This is a genomic window from Pseudomonas alliivorans (genome assembly GCF_017826695.1).
Lineage (GTDB): Bacteria > Pseudomonadota > Gammaproteobacteria > Pseudomonadales > Pseudomonadaceae > Aquipseudomonas > Aquipseudomonas alliivorans.
Genome location: NZ_JAFFZW010000003.1, coordinates 1 through 14,878, shown reverse-complemented (window position 1 = coordinate 14,878; position 14,878 = coordinate 1). Strand labels below are relative to the sequence as shown.

The 14,878-nt window shown below is 50.1% G+C and carries 14 protein-coding genes and 2 riboswitches; of the genes, 3 read left to right on the top strand and 11 right to left on the bottom strand.

What is annotated here, in order from left to right:
• Positions 1-8: 8 nt before the first annotated feature.
• The 10 genes from JTJ32_RS09130 to crcB form a co-directional block, all read right to left on the bottom strand.
• Positions 9-611 (bottom strand): uracil-DNA glycosylase, encoded by a 603-nt coding sequence (locus JTJ32_RS09130; protein ID WP_003317532.1) that lies wholly within the window; start codon positions 609-611, stop codon positions 9-11.
• On the bottom strand, positions 611-1,156 hold the full coding sequence (gene ppa, locus JTJ32_RS09125) for an inorganic diphosphatase (protein WP_057006252.1): 546 nt from the start codon (positions 1,154-1,156) through the stop codon (positions 611-613). The genes JTJ32_RS09130 and ppa overlap by 1 nt, the downstream gene beginning before the upstream one ends.
• Positions 1,157-1,271: 115 nt before the next feature.
• Positions 1,272-2,555, bottom strand: coding sequence for a phosphopyruvate hydratase (gene eno, locus JTJ32_RS09120; protein ID WP_057006253.1), 1,284 nt, complete (start codon positions 2,553-2,555; stop codon positions 1,272-1,274).
• 73 nt (positions 2,556-2,628) lie between these two features.
• On the bottom strand, positions 2,629-2,970 hold the full coding sequence (locus tag JTJ32_RS09115; protein WP_057006254.1) for a hypothetical protein: 342 nt from the start codon (positions 2,968-2,970) through the stop codon (positions 2,629-2,631).
• A 94-nt stretch (positions 2,971-3,064) separates the two neighbouring features.
• Positions 3,065-3,331: a hypothetical protein gene (locus JTJ32_RS09110; RefSeq protein WP_057006255.1), complete on the bottom strand. Its 267-nt coding sequence runs from the start codon at positions 3,329-3,331 to the stop codon at positions 3,065-3,067.
• A 42-nt stretch (positions 3,332-3,373) separates the two neighbouring features.
• Positions 3,374-3,697 (bottom strand): DUF190 domain-containing protein, encoded by a 324-nt coding sequence (locus JTJ32_RS09105; RefSeq protein ID WP_053481452.1) that lies wholly within the window; start codon positions 3,695-3,697, stop codon positions 3,374-3,376.
• An 83-nt stretch (positions 3,698-3,780) separates the two neighbouring features.
• The gene (locus JTJ32_RS09100; RefSeq protein ID WP_053481451.1) at positions 3,781-4,146 is read right to left on the bottom strand and encodes a hypothetical protein; all 366 of its coding nucleotides are present in this window, start codon (positions 4,144-4,146) and stop codon (positions 3,781-3,783) included.
• A complete protein-coding gene (locus JTJ32_RS09095; RefSeq protein ID WP_053481450.1) occupies positions 4,143-5,489 on the bottom strand; it encodes a voltage-gated chloride channel family protein in 1,347 nt (448 codons plus the stop codon). The genes JTJ32_RS09100 and JTJ32_RS09095 overlap by 4 nt, the downstream gene beginning before the upstream one ends.
• A gap of 80 nt (positions 5,490-5,569) precedes the next feature.
• Positions 5,570-5,642: riboswitch (Fluoride riboswitch) on the bottom strand.
• A gap of 108 nt (positions 5,643-5,750) precedes the next feature.
• Positions 5,751-6,110, bottom strand: a complete 360-nt coding sequence (locus JTJ32_RS09090) for a DUF190 domain-containing protein (protein ID WP_057006707.1) — start codon at positions 6,108-6,110, stop codon at positions 5,751-5,753.
• A 10-nt stretch (positions 6,111-6,120) separates the two neighbouring features.
• The gene (gene crcB, locus JTJ32_RS09085) at positions 6,121-6,504 is read right to left on the bottom strand and encodes a fluoride efflux transporter CrcB (protein WP_057006259.1); all 384 of its coding nucleotides are present in this window, start codon (positions 6,502-6,504) and stop codon (positions 6,121-6,123) included.
• 134 nt (positions 6,505-6,638) lie between these two features.
• A riboswitch (Fluoride riboswitch) is annotated at positions 6,639-6,700 on the bottom strand.
• A 903-nt stretch (positions 6,701-7,603) separates the two neighbouring features.
• Between crcB and JTJ32_RS26525 the strand changes: the two genes are divergently transcribed.
• The 3 genes from JTJ32_RS26525 to JTJ32_RS09070 all read left to right on the top strand — a co-directional run bounded on the left by JTJ32_RS26525 (position 7,604) and on the right by JTJ32_RS09070 (position 13,971).
• On the top strand, positions 7,604-9,310 hold the full coding sequence (locus JTJ32_RS26525; protein ID WP_057006708.1) for an ATP-dependent nuclease: 1,707 nt from the start codon (positions 7,604-7,606) through the stop codon (positions 9,308-9,310).
• Complete coding sequence (locus JTJ32_RS09075) at positions 9,303-10,736, top strand: UvrD-helicase domain-containing protein (RefSeq protein WP_053481446.1); 1,434 nt, start codon at positions 9,303-9,305, stop codon at positions 10,734-10,736. Before JTJ32_RS26525 ends, JTJ32_RS09075 begins: the two co-directional genes overlap by 8 nt.
• Positions 10,737-10,818: 82 nt before the next feature.
• Entirely contained in the window at positions 10,819-13,971 is a 3,153-nt protein-coding gene (locus tag JTJ32_RS09070) for a phosphoribosyltransferase-like protein (RefSeq protein ID WP_210041854.1), read from the top strand.
• Between the two features lie 712 nt (positions 13,972-14,683).
• Here the strand turns inward: JTJ32_RS09070 and JTJ32_RS09065 are convergent.
• Positions 14,684-14,878: hypothetical protein (locus JTJ32_RS09065; RefSeq protein WP_210041853.1), on the bottom strand; the 195-nt coding region annotated here is incomplete at its 5' end.

The window sequence follows — 14,878 nt, the reverse complement described above, 5'->3', positions numbered from 1 at the left end:
GCCTTTGGCTACTTGATCGACTGTTTGGCGTGACGCAGTGTGGACAAAATGCGCTGCCTAACATTCGGGTGAGTGCAAACAGAAAGGGGACTTGGGTGTGGCATTTCCAGCAATGAAAAATTAGGGAAGGCGAGCCGAACACGCGGTATGGCTTTCTGGGCAACACGTCCGGCAAACACGATAGTGACGAGATCAGGGAAAAGCGTCAGTAGCGTGATCAGCATCTCGATACCTTCCTCAATTTGCGCTCTGCGGAGCGGACCCTTGGGCTTATCGAGATCTGGTAACCAAGGGTACAAATTCCAAAGGACGGTTTTGTGACGTGCCAGTCCAACCTGCTCAATGAAACCTTTCAGGTTGCGTTGTGCAGGCCCCGGATTGTCTCTTGAGACATACCGTGGAAGACTGACCGTTCGAGCGGGCGATTCCAACAAGATCAATACCCTTGCGAAGACGCCGCCATCCAGTGGATCGAAATACGGTAATGTTCTTTCGCCCGTGGACTGGGCCATTACCCAGCGCGTCAATTCAGCAGTTTTCGGCAGCAGCAAAAAGTCTTCTCTTACCTTCAGAGAAATTTCCTGCTCTGCGCTCTTCTGATTGAGTAACACTACTTGGAAGCCTCCTTCTTCAGGTTATAGGCCGCTACCGATTTACGAATATCTTCCCGCGCTTCGTCTGCGCTCCCCCAGCGGCCCATTTTCACCCACTTACCCGGCTCTAACGCTTTGTAGTTTTCGAAGAAGTGCTGAATCTGTGCGAGGAGTAATGCTGGGAGGTCAGAGCATTCCTTTACATTGCTGTACATAGAGCTGAGTTTTTCATGAGGCACTGCGATTACCTTGGCATCCGCACCAGCTTCGTCCGTCATGTACATCACACCTACTGGGCGACTGCGGATGACAACGCCAGGTGATACCGGGTAAGGGCAAATCACGATGACGTCCAAAGGATCGCCGTCATCGCTCAAGGTATTTGGAATGAACCCGTAGTTAGCCGGGTAGAACATCGGCGTGCTGAGGAAGCGATCAACGAAGATCTGTCCACTTGGCTTGTCCACCTCGTACTTGATCGGCGAGTGGTTTGCAGGAATCTCGATAACGGTGAAGAAGTCATCGGGGATCGCGTTACCAGCTGGAATATCCGTGTAGCTCATGCTCATATCTCCAAGCGTCTAGGAAAGGCCAGTGCCACTGACATTTTTGCCAACAGCTATACGTGGTTCGTTTTTTTACGGTAACCAGTCCAACAGGTTTACCGGCGATAGGCCGTCAGCGCACGAATGCATCATGTCCTGCATAAAACGCACGGCTGCCAAGATGCTCTTCTATTCGCAGAAACTGATTGTATTTCTCGACCCGCTCCCCCCGGCATGGAGCTCCTGTCTTGAGATGGCCAGTCCCCATCGCGACAGTCAGATCAGCGATGGAGCTGTCCACCGTCTCCCCGCTACGATGAGAAACCATCGCCCCCCAATTTGCCCCATAGGCCATTTCGATGGCGGCTTTGGTCTCAGTCAGCGTTCCGATTTGATTAGGTTTGATCAATACGGCATTGGCGACGTTTTCTGTGATGCCTCGCTGAATCCGTTCGACATTGGTGACAAATAGGTCATCTCCAACCAACTCGATCCGGCCACCCAGAGCAGCATTCAATAGCTTCCAGCCTGACCAATCGTCTTCCGCGAGGCCATCTTCCAGTACCGCAATCGGATACTTGTCGACCCAGGAGGAATAGAGACTAATCAGCTCTTGAGCATCGACCTTACGACCCTCAGAGCGCAGATGGTAAAGCCCGTTTTCATAGAAGCCGCTGGATGCTGGATCGATAGCGATCTCGATCTGAGATCCAGAGGCGTAACCAGCCCTTTCGATTGCCTTGATGATCAGCTCAATGGCGTCTGAGTTTTTCTTGAGTGCCGGCGCAAAGCCGCCCTCATCTCCGACCGCTGTTGAATAGCCGACGTCCTTAAGCACCGCTTTCAGCTCGTGGTACACCTCGGCGCCCCATCGCAAGGCTTCCTTGAAACTGCCAGCCCCTGTAGGTGCAATCATGAATTCCTGAAAGTCAGGGCCTTGCCAGTTGGCGTGGACACCTCCATTGAGAATATTGAACATCGGGACGGGCATTCTTGCTACTTGTTCGCCGCCCAGATATTGGAACAAGGGCAAGTTCAGCGCAGAAGCCGCCGCTCTGGCAATGGCGAGGCTCACGCCCAATATCGCGTTTCCTCCAAGCCTGGATTTATCAGAGGTTCCATCCAGCTTAATCATCAAATGATCAATTTGTTCCTGGTCAATCGCATTCATGCCCCTCAGAGACTCAAGTATTTCGGTATTCACATTGCTAACGGCCTTTAACACTCCCTTGCCGGAGTACCGCTGTGTATCTCTGTCACGCAACTCAACTGCTTCGTGAGCGCCTGTAGAGGCACCGGACGGTACTGAAGCCCGGCCCATGGCGCCGCACTCCAAGGTGACGTCGACTTCAACGGTAGGGTTGCCGCGTGAATCGAGAATTTCACGTGCATGAATGGCCTGGATTTGCGTTTTCATAGATCTTCTCCAAGTAACGATTCGGGAACGTCATTAACGATGTGAAACCGTTGAGAGGCCTCTATGTCGGACGTCAGCCCTCCATGAGTATCCTGAACAGCTGCACTGCCGACACCGCAATTGCGGGAACCAAGAAGCCTCCAATAATTAGTTCAGGAATCTCTCCCACCAAGGGCATGAACTGCCCTCTTTTTGCCATCTGGAAAAGCTCCATCATTTGGTTTGAAGCAACCATTACAGAGCAGCAATACGCCGTCTGGGCTTGTAGCCTGACGCGCCTTTGATTTAGCAGATGAAAGGTCAGCAAGGACACTCCAACGCTTACGATGAAAAGCGCGGCGAACTCATAGACGGATCCTGTGAAAAACCTGCCCATCACAAGCCCGAATACTATGCTCAGCGTCACTGCGCTCATGTGGTCTCCCAATTCTCTAAAATGATTTTGATGAGCCGACGTCGGTGAGCTCCATTTCGCGATCTCATCTTTGGATTGCCAACCGCCATCGCGCTCAACGTTGCTGTGCTCTCAGCTTGTAGCCCGGTACGCAGGTCTGGGCTACGTCGGCCTTGCAGGACTTCTCACTGGGCATACGCAGCGTGACCAATGCGCCTTCGAGCGAGGTGACGATGTACCACCCCTCGCTCGAGACCTGTTGACTGCCTGCGATGCCGGCCAGAAAAAGTGACCAGAAAACCAGTCCTACGAGAAGCGGCTTGTTGTCACGAGCCCAGTTAGCAGGGGCTGGCTGTGGACGTAGGTTATAAACTCGGTACATGGCGCTTATCCTTTTTATTGGTTGTCCAACAAGGTGCGTTTTTTAGTTTTTCGCCTGGCCCACTCGACCGTATTCGATGGGCAGTTTGATATAGCTCAGTGAAAACGACTCCTTGGCCAATGCCTCCAGCAACCTGTCGCACCCAATTTCATCAGTGGATATAGTCACCGTGACGGGATGGTCGGCACCGCCGAGGAAATGCGCCGTATGCAAATGCCCCAAATGATCTAGCCCCTCTGTACCGCTCACCAACGTCGCACCCAACGCGCCCTCTCGCTTGGCGAATTCGACCAACCACTCTCCCAGTGGAAGGTGCTGGTAGTTGGTACTCTGTTCAGTGAAAAACGTCAGTTGAAAGCCTTTCATAGAAAATCCTCTTAGGTTGCAAGAGCGACCGATGCTTCGGTCGACCATGCATCTTCATTTACGAGCTGTTTCTTCAAGCTGAATTACGACGCGTCACTAAGTGGTAACTCGCATAACAGGAGGACTGCTCGCACCTTGCGTAATTCGTCAGCGTGATCGCGCAGGAAGGCGCGCAGCTTGTCCTCTGTATCCAGCAGTTCCAGGCACTGGGGGTGACGCATATCACCCAGCTCCGGGTGATGATGCGAGATGCGATGCCCCGGCAAATAACCTGCCGAAATCGTCTTGAGCATGACCTGCTCGATTTTTGCTTTCTGAGCAACTTTAAGGAGGTGCTGGGCTAGCGCAGGTGCGCTCAGGTGGTGCCAGAAGCTGGTAACCCGAGCGCGACTAGCGCCAGGGAAATAGAGTTGCAAAGCTGTCAGGCGATCTTGACGATCCTCGGTCATTTCTCTTCCCCCTCCAGAGCCACTTTCCGCTCGTTTTCAGATTTAGTTTGTGCGTGGAACTGCTTGATATCGGAGAGCCGGATTTCCTCCGGCAGCGGACGGTGATGCTTGCTGTGACCAACGCGCTGTGCGTGATAGATCCCGGTGTGCCCGGATACGAGGTAACTGGCGATACAAGCAATGGCCGCGAGGGGGGCGATTTCAGGCCCGAACAGTTCCATTGCCATGACAATGGTTGCCAGCGGCGTATTAGCTGCACCAGCGAAGACGGCGACAAAACCGATACCAGCCAGCATGCCGAAGGGAAGATGTAACAGGGGCGCTAGCGCGTTCCCCAAGGTGGCGCCAATGTAAAACAGCGGTGTAACTTCGCCGCCTTTGAAACCAGTGCCCAGTGATACGACGGTGAACACCATCTTTCCAAACCAATCCCAAGGAGCCATTGGCATTTGAAAGGATTGGACGATGCTTGGAATGCCTAAACCGATGTACTTATCGACCTCGATGTAATGATTGCCAGTGAGTGTCCACACAGCGATTGCGATCAGCAGGCCGCCGACGAAGGGCCTTAATGGTGAATAGGTGATAAGCCGCTTAACGAAGGCCCCGAGCTTGTGGGTCGCTGTAGCGAATAGCAGACCGGTGAGGCCAAAGACAATCCCTGCTGCCACCACAGCCATGACGCTCCAAAGCTGCACGGGAACTACTTCGCCGATGACGTAATGCGTGTGAACCACTCCCCAGGCTTGCCCCACTTGGTCAGCAACTATGGCCGCAACCACACAAGGGAAGAGCGCGTCGTAACGCATGCGTCCAATAGCCAAAACCTCAAGCCCGAACAAAGCACCGGCAAGAGGGGTGCCGAAAACGGAGGCAAAGCCTGCACTGATACCGGCCATGAGAATCACCCGACGATCTTCTCGGCGTAGCCTGAAGACATGCGTCAGTTGATCGGCAAGAGCGCCGCCCATCTGCACTGCCGTACCCTCACGTCCAACAGATGCACCGAAGAGGTGGGAAACCACGGTTCCGATCAGCACCATCGGCACCATGCGCAAAGGAATAATTTTTTTAGGATCGTGGATCTCATCAATGATCAGGTTGTTTCCGGCATCAACCGGTTTACCCATCAGATGGTAGGCGAGCCCCACGACGAAGCCAGCAACAGGAAGTAGCCAGATCGCCCAGCGATGAGTTTCCCGCCATTGCGTGGCGTGATCCAAAGAGAAGAGGAATAGCGCAGAGGCAGAACCCGCCAACAGAGCCACGAGACCTGCAAGCGCAAGCCATTTTGCTATGTAGGGCAGTAAGTCGAGTTGTTCAGGTCGTCGAAGTTTAGACATTTGGCCAGCCACAAAAAGTAAGTGGGCCTGACCAAAAGTGGGATTCTGAGCGCGAACGCCTACAGACCTGTTTTGATCAGGTTTCTGTAGGCATCATCAGCTGCTACGGGCGCAGCGGTTGGTTAATGGAGGAATGCCATCTCCAATGGATCGATCTTAGCGAGCTGCGATGAAAATGTAAAATCTTGTTACGGATGCCGCAGGCTTGGTCAGGGAAGATGCTCTGTCGGCGGGCATTTCCGTGAATAGCATCAAGCTAGCTCACCCCAAATCTTTAGCGGGTTTTGGTTGGTGTGACTCAATCTCGCCCTGACCGACAAAGCCCATCTCAATGGGAGACTTTATGTAGAACAGGCTAATCTGCTCTGCCTCTAATCTCTGAAAAAGACTGTCGCACTCGTCCTCCGTGATGGCGAGCTGAATTTCCACCGGCTCATCAGCCATCTCAAAAAAATACGCGGAATGTAATTTACCTGTTTGGCCGAAGCCTTCAATGCCTGTTGAAAGAGTGGCCCCCCGAAGCCCCAGATCTTTCGCCAGGTCTACAACCCAATCCCCCAACATTTTTCCTTTATAACGGCGATTTTGTTGAGTAAAGAAAACGACCAGGAAGCCTTTCATGATTAGCACCTCAGCTTGAGCTCAAATATTGATATGTCAGCAGTCCGAGTGCAGTCATAACCAGCGATCCCGTGACATGGATGCCGATGGCTCCCAACGCCCAGACAATTCGACCTTCTTGAATTAGCGTCAGCGTTTCTGCGGAAAACGTAGAGAAGGTTGTAAGACCGCCGCAAAAGCCAGTCATGATCAGGAGGCGCCACTCTTGGCTGACCGAAGGAGTCGAAGCAAAGAATGCTAGCGCGAGACCGATGATGTACCCCCCAACAAGATTGGCTATGACTGTTCCCGGAGGAATTGTCGGGAACAGAGCATTCAGTCGCATACCTAATCCCCAGCGTATCCAGGCGCCGAGGGAAGCTCCTACGGCTATCGCAAACAGTGATTTCAACATCGCTTCAATCCCTACCAATAAATTGCGATAGAACTGAGAAACCGCGAAGGCTTGGTATGCAGAAAGATATGAGATGGGGAATCATGTCCTATCCTCGATTGGGACAGGGAGCGCACCTACGCACCCTGTCTAGGGTTCACGTAGGCATCATCAGCACGAAGGCGGTTACAGGAGGAATGCCATCTCCTGATCTGATCCTATAGCATCCTGACCGAAGACATCAACAAACTCATTCACACGTCACGACAACCTCTGCAGCCGCTTAAGTCCAAAGTACATGGCTTAGAAACCATTCAAGTTATATACAACCCAAGGCGACAAGCCACGGGGAGCGCTTGGCCGACCGCGACAACGAGCGGGCTCAAATCTCCACCCAGATCCAGAGGCGAATAGATCAGCAAGCTGTAGTCAGGGAACAGCTAGGGGCCAAGATGACTGCGGTTTAATTACAGAATCTAGGGTGCTCAGCAGCCTACCGCCGTGGTTTGCTCTATCGCTTCTTCAACGTGCTGGAGATTCATACTGATGGCCAAGCCGCGACGCTGGAGGCCGGTCATCTCTATCACCGCGAAATGAGGCATTCGGAGCTATCGATCAACCATCGCAAGCTGATTGGAGCAACGTTGCGGGCCTAAGACCTTGAGTACAACCACGCCGTTACCCGGCGAGAAGTGGGTTGTGGTCGTAGTCATGCAGGATCGTGACTGGAATCCCTCGGCTGTAGAAAAAGGAACAGTATTCACTGGTGGTTACGGTGGCCGACCGCGACAACGAGCGGGCTCAACTCTACACTCAAATCCAGACGCGAATAGATCAGCAGGCTGTGGTCAGGGAGCAGCAAAGGGCTAATATGACTGCTGTTCGATTACAAAACTGAGGGTGATCGACATTCGCTGTGATTCCTCTCCAGTAAGTATCCCCAAGCCTGCGGGATAATGCGATCTTCGACGGATTCGTGCGGCGAGTTCCCCGGCTCGCTGGATGTCATCTATGATGGGTAAGGCGAATGGCCACTCCCGCAGCTCTCCTTTAGAGCCAGGTGAGGCGCTACTAATGGATTTCGCCTCACTCATAGATGACGATCAGAGGATACCGGTCGGTGAAAATCAGAAAGATCGTGATCAAGAACTTTCGAGGGGTGAAAGCGCTTGATTGGAACGTGCCAACAGCCGACATTTTTTGCCTTATAGGCAAGGGCGACTCCTCAAAGTCCACCATCCTAGAAGCCATCCGTTACACGTTCCATCCCCAGTGGAATCTTGCTCTCAGCGACTCAGATTTTTACCAATGCAAGATCGCTGATCCCATTGTAATTGAGATCACAATTGGGCATTTGGCAGATGACTTCTGTGCACTCAATAAGTACGGACTTCACCTGAGGGGCTGGGATGCTGCAGCTCAGAAGCTTCATGACGAGCCAGATGATCATTTTGAAAGCGTAGTGACCGCCCGGCTTACCGTCGAAAAGGACCTGGAGCCGAAGTGGACAGTCGTGTGTGATCGCAATCCTGACGGAGTGCAGTTCAAGCAGGCAGACAGAAACAAGGTCGGCGTGGGCCTCATCGGAGTATTTAGTGAACGAGAGCTTTCCTGGGCAAACGGAACTGCTCTTGCCAAGCTGACCGCGGCGCAGAGCTTGAGCGAGCTATTGGCCAATGCATCGAGGACCGCGAGAGGTTCACTCGACGTCGACCGCGCTGTCACCCTGACAAACTTCGACAATGCAGCAACCAAATCACAAGAGATTGCGAAGCTCTTGGGTATCCCTGTACTTGATGCCTATAAGGCCCATCTCGACTTGGCGTCCATCAACCTGAAAGTTGGCGGTCTTTCCCTGCATGACGGCGAAATCCCGTTACGCCAGTTAGGTCTGGGATCTCGCCGAATGCTTCAGTGTGGAATCCAGAAAGCAGGTCTGGAGGAAGGCCATATCACCTTGTTCGATGAGTTGGAGTTCGGCCTCGAGCCCCATCGCATTACGCGTCTCGTCAAGCACATTAGGGAGGACAAACGTGGGCAGTATTTCCTAACCACTCATTCGCCCATGGTGCTTCGCGAACTCACGGTGCAGGACCTTCATATCGTCCACAGCAAGGGCGGGGTCGTGACGATCGTCTCTGCTGCCGAGAAGGGCCTCGAAGAGCATGAGGTTCAGGGGAAGATTCGTTCTAGCGCTGAAGCATTCTTGGCCAAAAAGGTCGTCGTATGTGAAGGCGCTACCGAGGTAGGTTTCATAAGGGGCTTTGACGATCACCAACTCGAGAATGGGCAAGATCCATTGTCGTATCACGGTGTGGCGTTGCTGGACGCCAAGGGAGCCAGCAAAGTGAAGGGCATGGCCATTGCTTTCAAAAAACTTGGCTATGACGTGTCGGTGCTAGCTGATGGCGATGCCGAGAAGCAGTTCTCAGCCGCTGATGCTGCTGGGCTTGTGGCGTTAGGAATTCCCACCTACGTCTGGAGCGACAAACTTTCGCTTGAGGAACGGGCTTTTGCAGATCTACCCTGGGCTTCCGTACTTGCCAGTTTGACGCTTGCCGGAGTCGAACTTTTCTACTCGGTATACGATCAAGTGCGATCGCAGTATCAGGACGTGCTCGACCCTGACATCAGCGAGTGGCGGGATAGCCCCAAGCTGCGGACTGCAATTGGTGCTGCAGCAAAGAGTGCGGGGTGGTTCAAGGACACTACTAGAGGCGATCAGTGGTTCAAGTCGGTGAGTGCTGCTTTCAACGATCCCATGTTCGGCAAAACAAATCTCGCCGTAGAGTTGGGAAGGCTTTGGGAGTGGGCCAAGCGTGTCTGAAGACCTCGCAATCAAGCTCAACGACTGTACCTCCAAGGGCTATGTAATCGCGCCAGCGGGGTTTGGAAAGACTCATCTCATCGCAATGGCGGTGCGAGCGTCCAGCGGCCGGCAGCTTATCCTGACGCACACCTTTGCCGGCGTGAACTCGATAAAAATGAAGATGGCAAACTTGGGCGTTCGCGGTTCCCAGTACCAAGTCGATACGATCGCGAGTTGGGCACTTCGCCTCTGTTTGGCATATCCGAAGGCATCAGGGTGGAAAATTGAAAACCCGACCAGTAAACAGTGGTGTAAGTTGTACGAGTGCTGCACCCGTTTGCTGGGCAAAAGGTTCATCCGTGAGGCGGTGTCGTCAAGCTACATAGGTCTCTACGTCGACGAGTATCAAGACTGCTCAGACCTGCAACACGATCTGGTGTGTAGCCTGGCGGAGTTCCTCCCGAGCCGGATTTTGGGTGACCCCCTGCAAGCCATATTCGATTTTGACGACGGCAAGCCCGTTGATTGGGAAGCCAGCATCTATCCCGAATTTTATTGCTTGGGACAGTTGGAGGTCCCTTGGCGGTGGATCAACGCGAAGAGTCCAGCCCTTGGCGAGTGGCTAAAAGAGACAAGGCGAAAGATTGAGCTCGGCCAAAAGATTGACCTTCTTGCCAAACTGCCACCAAGCGTAATCAGTGCCCACACCCAGCCCGAGTATCTAGTCGCTGAACAGTACTCAGCGCTGTGTGGGCTGTTGAACCATAATGAGAGCGTCATCGCCCTGCACGGTGGCGATCAGCAGTCCAAGAACAAAACGCATCTCTTGGCAAAATCCATGGCCGGACGCTTTTCGTCAATCGAGGAAATCGAAGGGAAAGATCTGCACTTATTCTTTAAAAAGCTAGGGGCTGTAAAGAGCGCTCAGGATGGCTTTCTGCTCGCTGTGACGTTTGCGATGAAATGCTTTACAGGCGTACCTGGCACGTTAACGGCAGGCACTAGACGAGGCGAGGTGACCAAGCTTCGCCAAACTACCAAATATCCGCTGGTACTCCAGGCGGCAAATGACTATCTGACTGTTCCGTCCAGCAGCAATCTCAAGGCTTTTTTTCATGCATTAAAGAGTAACCCTGAAACTTCAGCCTATCGCCGTGATTTGCTCTATCGTTTCTTCAGCGTCATCAAGATCCATATTGATGGCCAAGTTGCGACGCTAGTGGAGGCTGGTGTCCTGTATCAGCGTGAAATGAGGCACTCCGGTCGGCCGATCAACCACCGCAAGTTGATTGGAACGACGTTGTTAGTCAAGGGACTTGAGTATGACCACGCCGTCATTCTCCATGCCGACTCGCTTGATGCGAAGGATTTATATGTAGCGATGACCCGTGGGGCGAAATCTCTGACGATCATTGGGACATGCAGACATCTACCAGTATTTTGAATACGCCTACGCCTACGCCTACGCCATTGCATGCGCAATCTAAGGTTTTAATAACTGCATAATTTATCTGAAAGGGACATCGATGAAAGGTATACCTGTAGGAAGTAACGAAATAGAAAAAGATTTCGCAGAGTTCACGAAAGCTAACTCAATTGAAGGGTTGCATGTTTTTTTTCGAAGGATATGTCTTTACTTAGGCCTTGATGAAAGGCACCCACTAGTTTCAGTTTTTGACACCGCTAACGGCGAAGCTATAAAAAAAATGGTAGCCTCTTGTTTGCTACGAGTTGTTAGTCAACATTCTAAGATTCTTTGGGAAGATACTGCATTACGGCTAAAAGTCTCGACCTTGTGGGATGATGTTTATTCTAAAGATATTTATAAGATATTGAAGCTTACAGGAAAAATCGCTAATCATGATCTTTTTCGGAAAATGGAAGAGGTTGAATCAACTCAATTAAGACAGTTCGAAGATTTAGCTGGATCAATGATTAGCGTGGAAACTGCTTCGGAGGTCCGTCGTAGATACCAAAAGCTTTTGAGTAGTCCTCTAACGAAAATATTTTCCGAGAGTCAAATTTACGATAGATCCTTAGTGTCGCCTGAGCGTGTGGCTGAAGTATTCAATGCTTTAGATGGTTACATTGAATCTGATAGGGTAAATTCATCAAAATCTTTCTCAAGGCTTGAGGACGTAATTACAAAATATGACGAGGATATTCGTAGGCACGGGGCGAATATATACGTTGAAACATTTGTTAGTAAAATAATACATGAAGTGCTTTCTGTGACTGCGCTGCACTTTGAGCTTAGTGGATCACAACAGTCTGCCGAATTGGTAATAGCCGGAACGGACAGGAAATATCCTCTTCACACGACAGGTGAGGTGTTTTCTTATAGAATGAATTTGGTCAATGTTGGGCCAGGCATTGCATACAACGTTCAAATAAATATTTTGGAGGTGGACAGCAGTATTGAAGTTGAATCTCAAGAGCTGTCTTTGGGGGCTTTGGATGTAGGGATACATGAGTTTATTGTAAACATGAGGTCGAATTGTGACGCCTATAGAACACCAAGCATTTTGGGTTTAATGTCTTGGACAGACTATTCTGGTGTAAGAACTGAGATCGATTTTGAACTCCTCATCATCCCTCAGAATGGAACTTTAGATTGGCAGAAAATAAAGTACCTACAGCCGTACAGTTTGGAATCTGTCGACAGCGAAGACGAGCTGATTGGCCGTAAAGATATGCTGGAGAATATCTACTCTAAACTTTCTTTGAGAAAGGGCGAGTCCTCAATAATTTACGGTCAGAAACGGGTAGGTAAGACTTCTTTGGCTAAGACGATACAGAATAGATTTAAGGCTAAAGCCAATCACATCGCGATCTTTATTGAAACTGGAAGTCTCGATAAGACTTCACCGGGTCGATTTATAAAATCATTAGGCGATAAGGTCATTCGCTCGTTAGCTCGGCATGTTTCAATTGATCCAGAAAGCTACAAAGTAGACTCATCTTTATCTCCACTAGTTTCTTGTATAGAAGATATTGTTCACGCACATCCTGATCTTAAAATCGTCTTAATAATAGACGAATTCGATGAAATTCCGTCTCAGCTTTATCCTTATACTATTGAGGGTGATTCTTTTTTTCATAATTTGAGAAGCTTCAGCGGTGAAAGTGGTGAAGGACGAGTCTCCCTAATACTAGTAGGTGGTGAGAATATGGGAGTTATCATGCAGAGTACGGATAAATTGAACAAGTTTGATGCGTCCAATGTCGGTTACTTTAATAAGTCAGAATACTGGGAAGACTTTAAAGAGCTTCTGGTAACGCCGGTGCGTGACGTTATGGAGTATAGCGATGAGGCAATTTTGAAACTTTATGAAGCAACCGAAGGTAACCCATTTTATACAAAGTTTGTCGCGAAAGTTCTATATAAGAAAATGTGTGATAGACGGTGTTCATTTATTTCTGCGGATGAGATTGAAGATGCCGTCAGGGATAGCGTACAAACAATGGAGGCGATTAATTTAAATCATTTTTGGAGTGATGGCATCAGAGTAGAGGATCCTGAGCGACGAGATCTTATAGAGACGGAACGTAGAAGATTTTTGATATCTTTTGCTGACAAACTCCGTGAGTATGGCACTGTAGATAAAAAAATGATGTTTGGGGGGGCAGACTTTGGCGTGCAAAAGGAAATACTTGATAGTTTCGTTAGCCGAAATATTCTCGTCGAAGAAGAAGGTAGTTTGAGAATTAAGCCAAAGCTATTTGAACGATGGTTAGTAGAGAAAGGCGTTCATACATTAAGGGCTGCATTTGCTGATGAAGAAGCGCTGAGTGCCTTTGAGGCGAGAGAGAGCGCTGCATATATACCAGACTCCAGCTTGATTTCATTAGCAGATAGTTGGGAACTCTATAGAGGGCGCAGAGTGGGCTCAAGCGAAATTAGAGCGTGGCTAGCTCAATTCGAGAGTAATGCAGAGCGTTGTCTAGCATTCAAGATTCTAGAAAATATAAATTTTTATGGAGAGGCTAGAGTCAGAGAGAAATTAAAAATAATACATGATGTGGTCAGGCGAGAAGTTGTTTACTCTGTTAAGAGCGGAGAGCGTTCCAGGCGCGATATTATTGTTAGTGCTTTCGGTCCACCTTCTAAAAGCGGTTCATCCTATCTGAGAATGTATGTTTCCGAAAATGGAATTATTTCAAATGGTGTAAAGAGCTCTGCTGATATACCGAAGGCTTTGAGCGGCGACGAGCAAACTAAAGCAGTCGTCTTTATCGATGATATAATTGGTTCTGGCACTACTATGATTGACTGCCTCCGGGAGTTTAGCGAGGCGGCGGGAGAGATGATTTCGCAAAGAGATATCCTAGTAGTGGTCGGGGTTATATGCGGACTTCGAAGTGGTGTAGAAAAAGTCTTACAAGTTATAGACTCTGGTGAGTTTCCATTTCGTGTAGAGCTCAAGGTTTGTGATGTCCTTGACGAAGGGGACAGAGCATTTTCACAGGTGTCACAGCTATTTGATGAGGGGGATAAGCATAAGGCACAAGTAATGGCACGCAAATATGGGTCAAAGCTCCAGTCCCGTCATCCATTGGGTTACGCCGACTCACAGTTACTAGTTGTATTTAAAGATAATTGCCCGAACAATACATTGCCTATTATCTGGTGTACCGGAGAAAATCCTAAATGGGTACCAATCTTTAAACGAATCTAGAAGCTGAGCTCGAGCGACCCCCTGAGATTACTGTTGTGTAATTGGGGCTTTAGTGCTTAGAGGTAGCATATAAAACTCTGTATGCGATACCGACGGTTTATGAGGGCTTGCCCCTGACCAGCCTCACCGCAAGGCTCAGTAGGTTGGCCGATTCCGTTGGCTGCGGTGACGGAGGAGATAAGTTGCATGGTGAGCCACTGAGTTCAGAAGGCTCGCAGTCTTCGAGCTTGATGTAAACTCAGTGTATTTGCGCTCGGCGCGCCTGCTGTTTTATGACCGAAAAAAGCATTTAAAATCAGTAAGTTGCGCGTTTTCGACAGACTTTATTTAGTAGGTTGAACAGCAGAACCTCTAAAACTAGGTGTCGCGACAGACTTTATTTCTGATTAGTACGCCGGCTGGCCCCTGAAATTGCTGGGCTCGATCCGACAGACTTTATTCCGTAGGATCAGCAGTGTTTGCATAGAATAAAGGTTGTCACAAGTCACAAAGTGTTTGGTAGGCCTCTATCCCGGAGCTTCTGCCGGGATCGTGGCAGGTTCTGTATAGTGGATCATCATATACTCCAGCACTCTAAATGCTTTGCTGGCTGAGCCCGCTCCTGAATTTCCCACACCCGCACTCTGCTGTTCTGATTGAGTGGGTCGTCTAACGATGAGCGCCCCGTGAAATGACATCTGCGCCCCGTTGCACCAAACCTTCTGCCTCCAGACTAATGACTCAGCGAAAGATTAATAGGGAAATCTATCCAGTCGAGGGAGCGAAATTTCGGCAGTAGGTTCAATTCTGCATCAGCGGCAACAGCCATGATCGGCAGAGAATGGCCAAAAGTGTAGTGGTCAACTGATCCCGGACACGACGTTAAGTTTTTTCTCGTACTGAGCGGGTGCCAGTCCATCATTGAACT

Coding starts and splice junctions, on each gene's coding strand:
- ppa (WP_057006252.1), bottom strand. CDS start 1,156: ATGAGCTACACGGATATTCCAGCTGGTAACGCGATCCCCGATGACTTC.
- eno (WP_057006253.1), bottom strand. CDS start 2,555: ATGAAAACGCAAATCCAGGCCATTCATGCACGTGAAATTCTCGATTCA.
- JTJ32_RS09115 (WP_057006254.1), bottom strand. CDS start 2,970: ATGAGCGCAGTGACGCTGAGCATAGTATTCGGGCTTGTGATGGGCAGG.
- JTJ32_RS09110 (WP_057006255.1), bottom strand. CDS start 3,331: ATGTACCGAGTTTATAACCTACGTCCACAGCCAGCCCCTGCTAACTGG.
- JTJ32_RS09105 (WP_053481452.1), bottom strand. CDS start 3,697: ATGAAAGGCTTTCAACTGACGTTTTTCACTGAACAGAGTACCAACTAC.
- JTJ32_RS09100 (WP_053481451.1), bottom strand. CDS start 4,146: ATGACCGAGGATCGTCAAGATCGCCTGACAGCTTTGCAACTCTATTTC.
- JTJ32_RS09095 (WP_053481450.1), bottom strand. CDS start 5,489: ATGTCTAAACTTCGACGACCTGAACAACTCGACTTACTGCCCTACATA.
- JTJ32_RS09090 (WP_057006707.1), bottom strand. CDS start 6,110: ATGAAAGGCTTCCTGGTCGTTTTCTTTACTCAACAAAATCGCCGTTAT.
- crcB (WP_057006259.1), bottom strand. CDS start 6,504: ATGTTGAAATCACTGTTTGCGATAGCCGTAGGAGCTTCCCTCGGCGCC.
- JTJ32_RS09070 (WP_210041854.1), top strand. CDS start 10,819: ATGAAAGGTATACCTGTAGGAAGTAACGAAATAGAAAAAGATTTCGCA.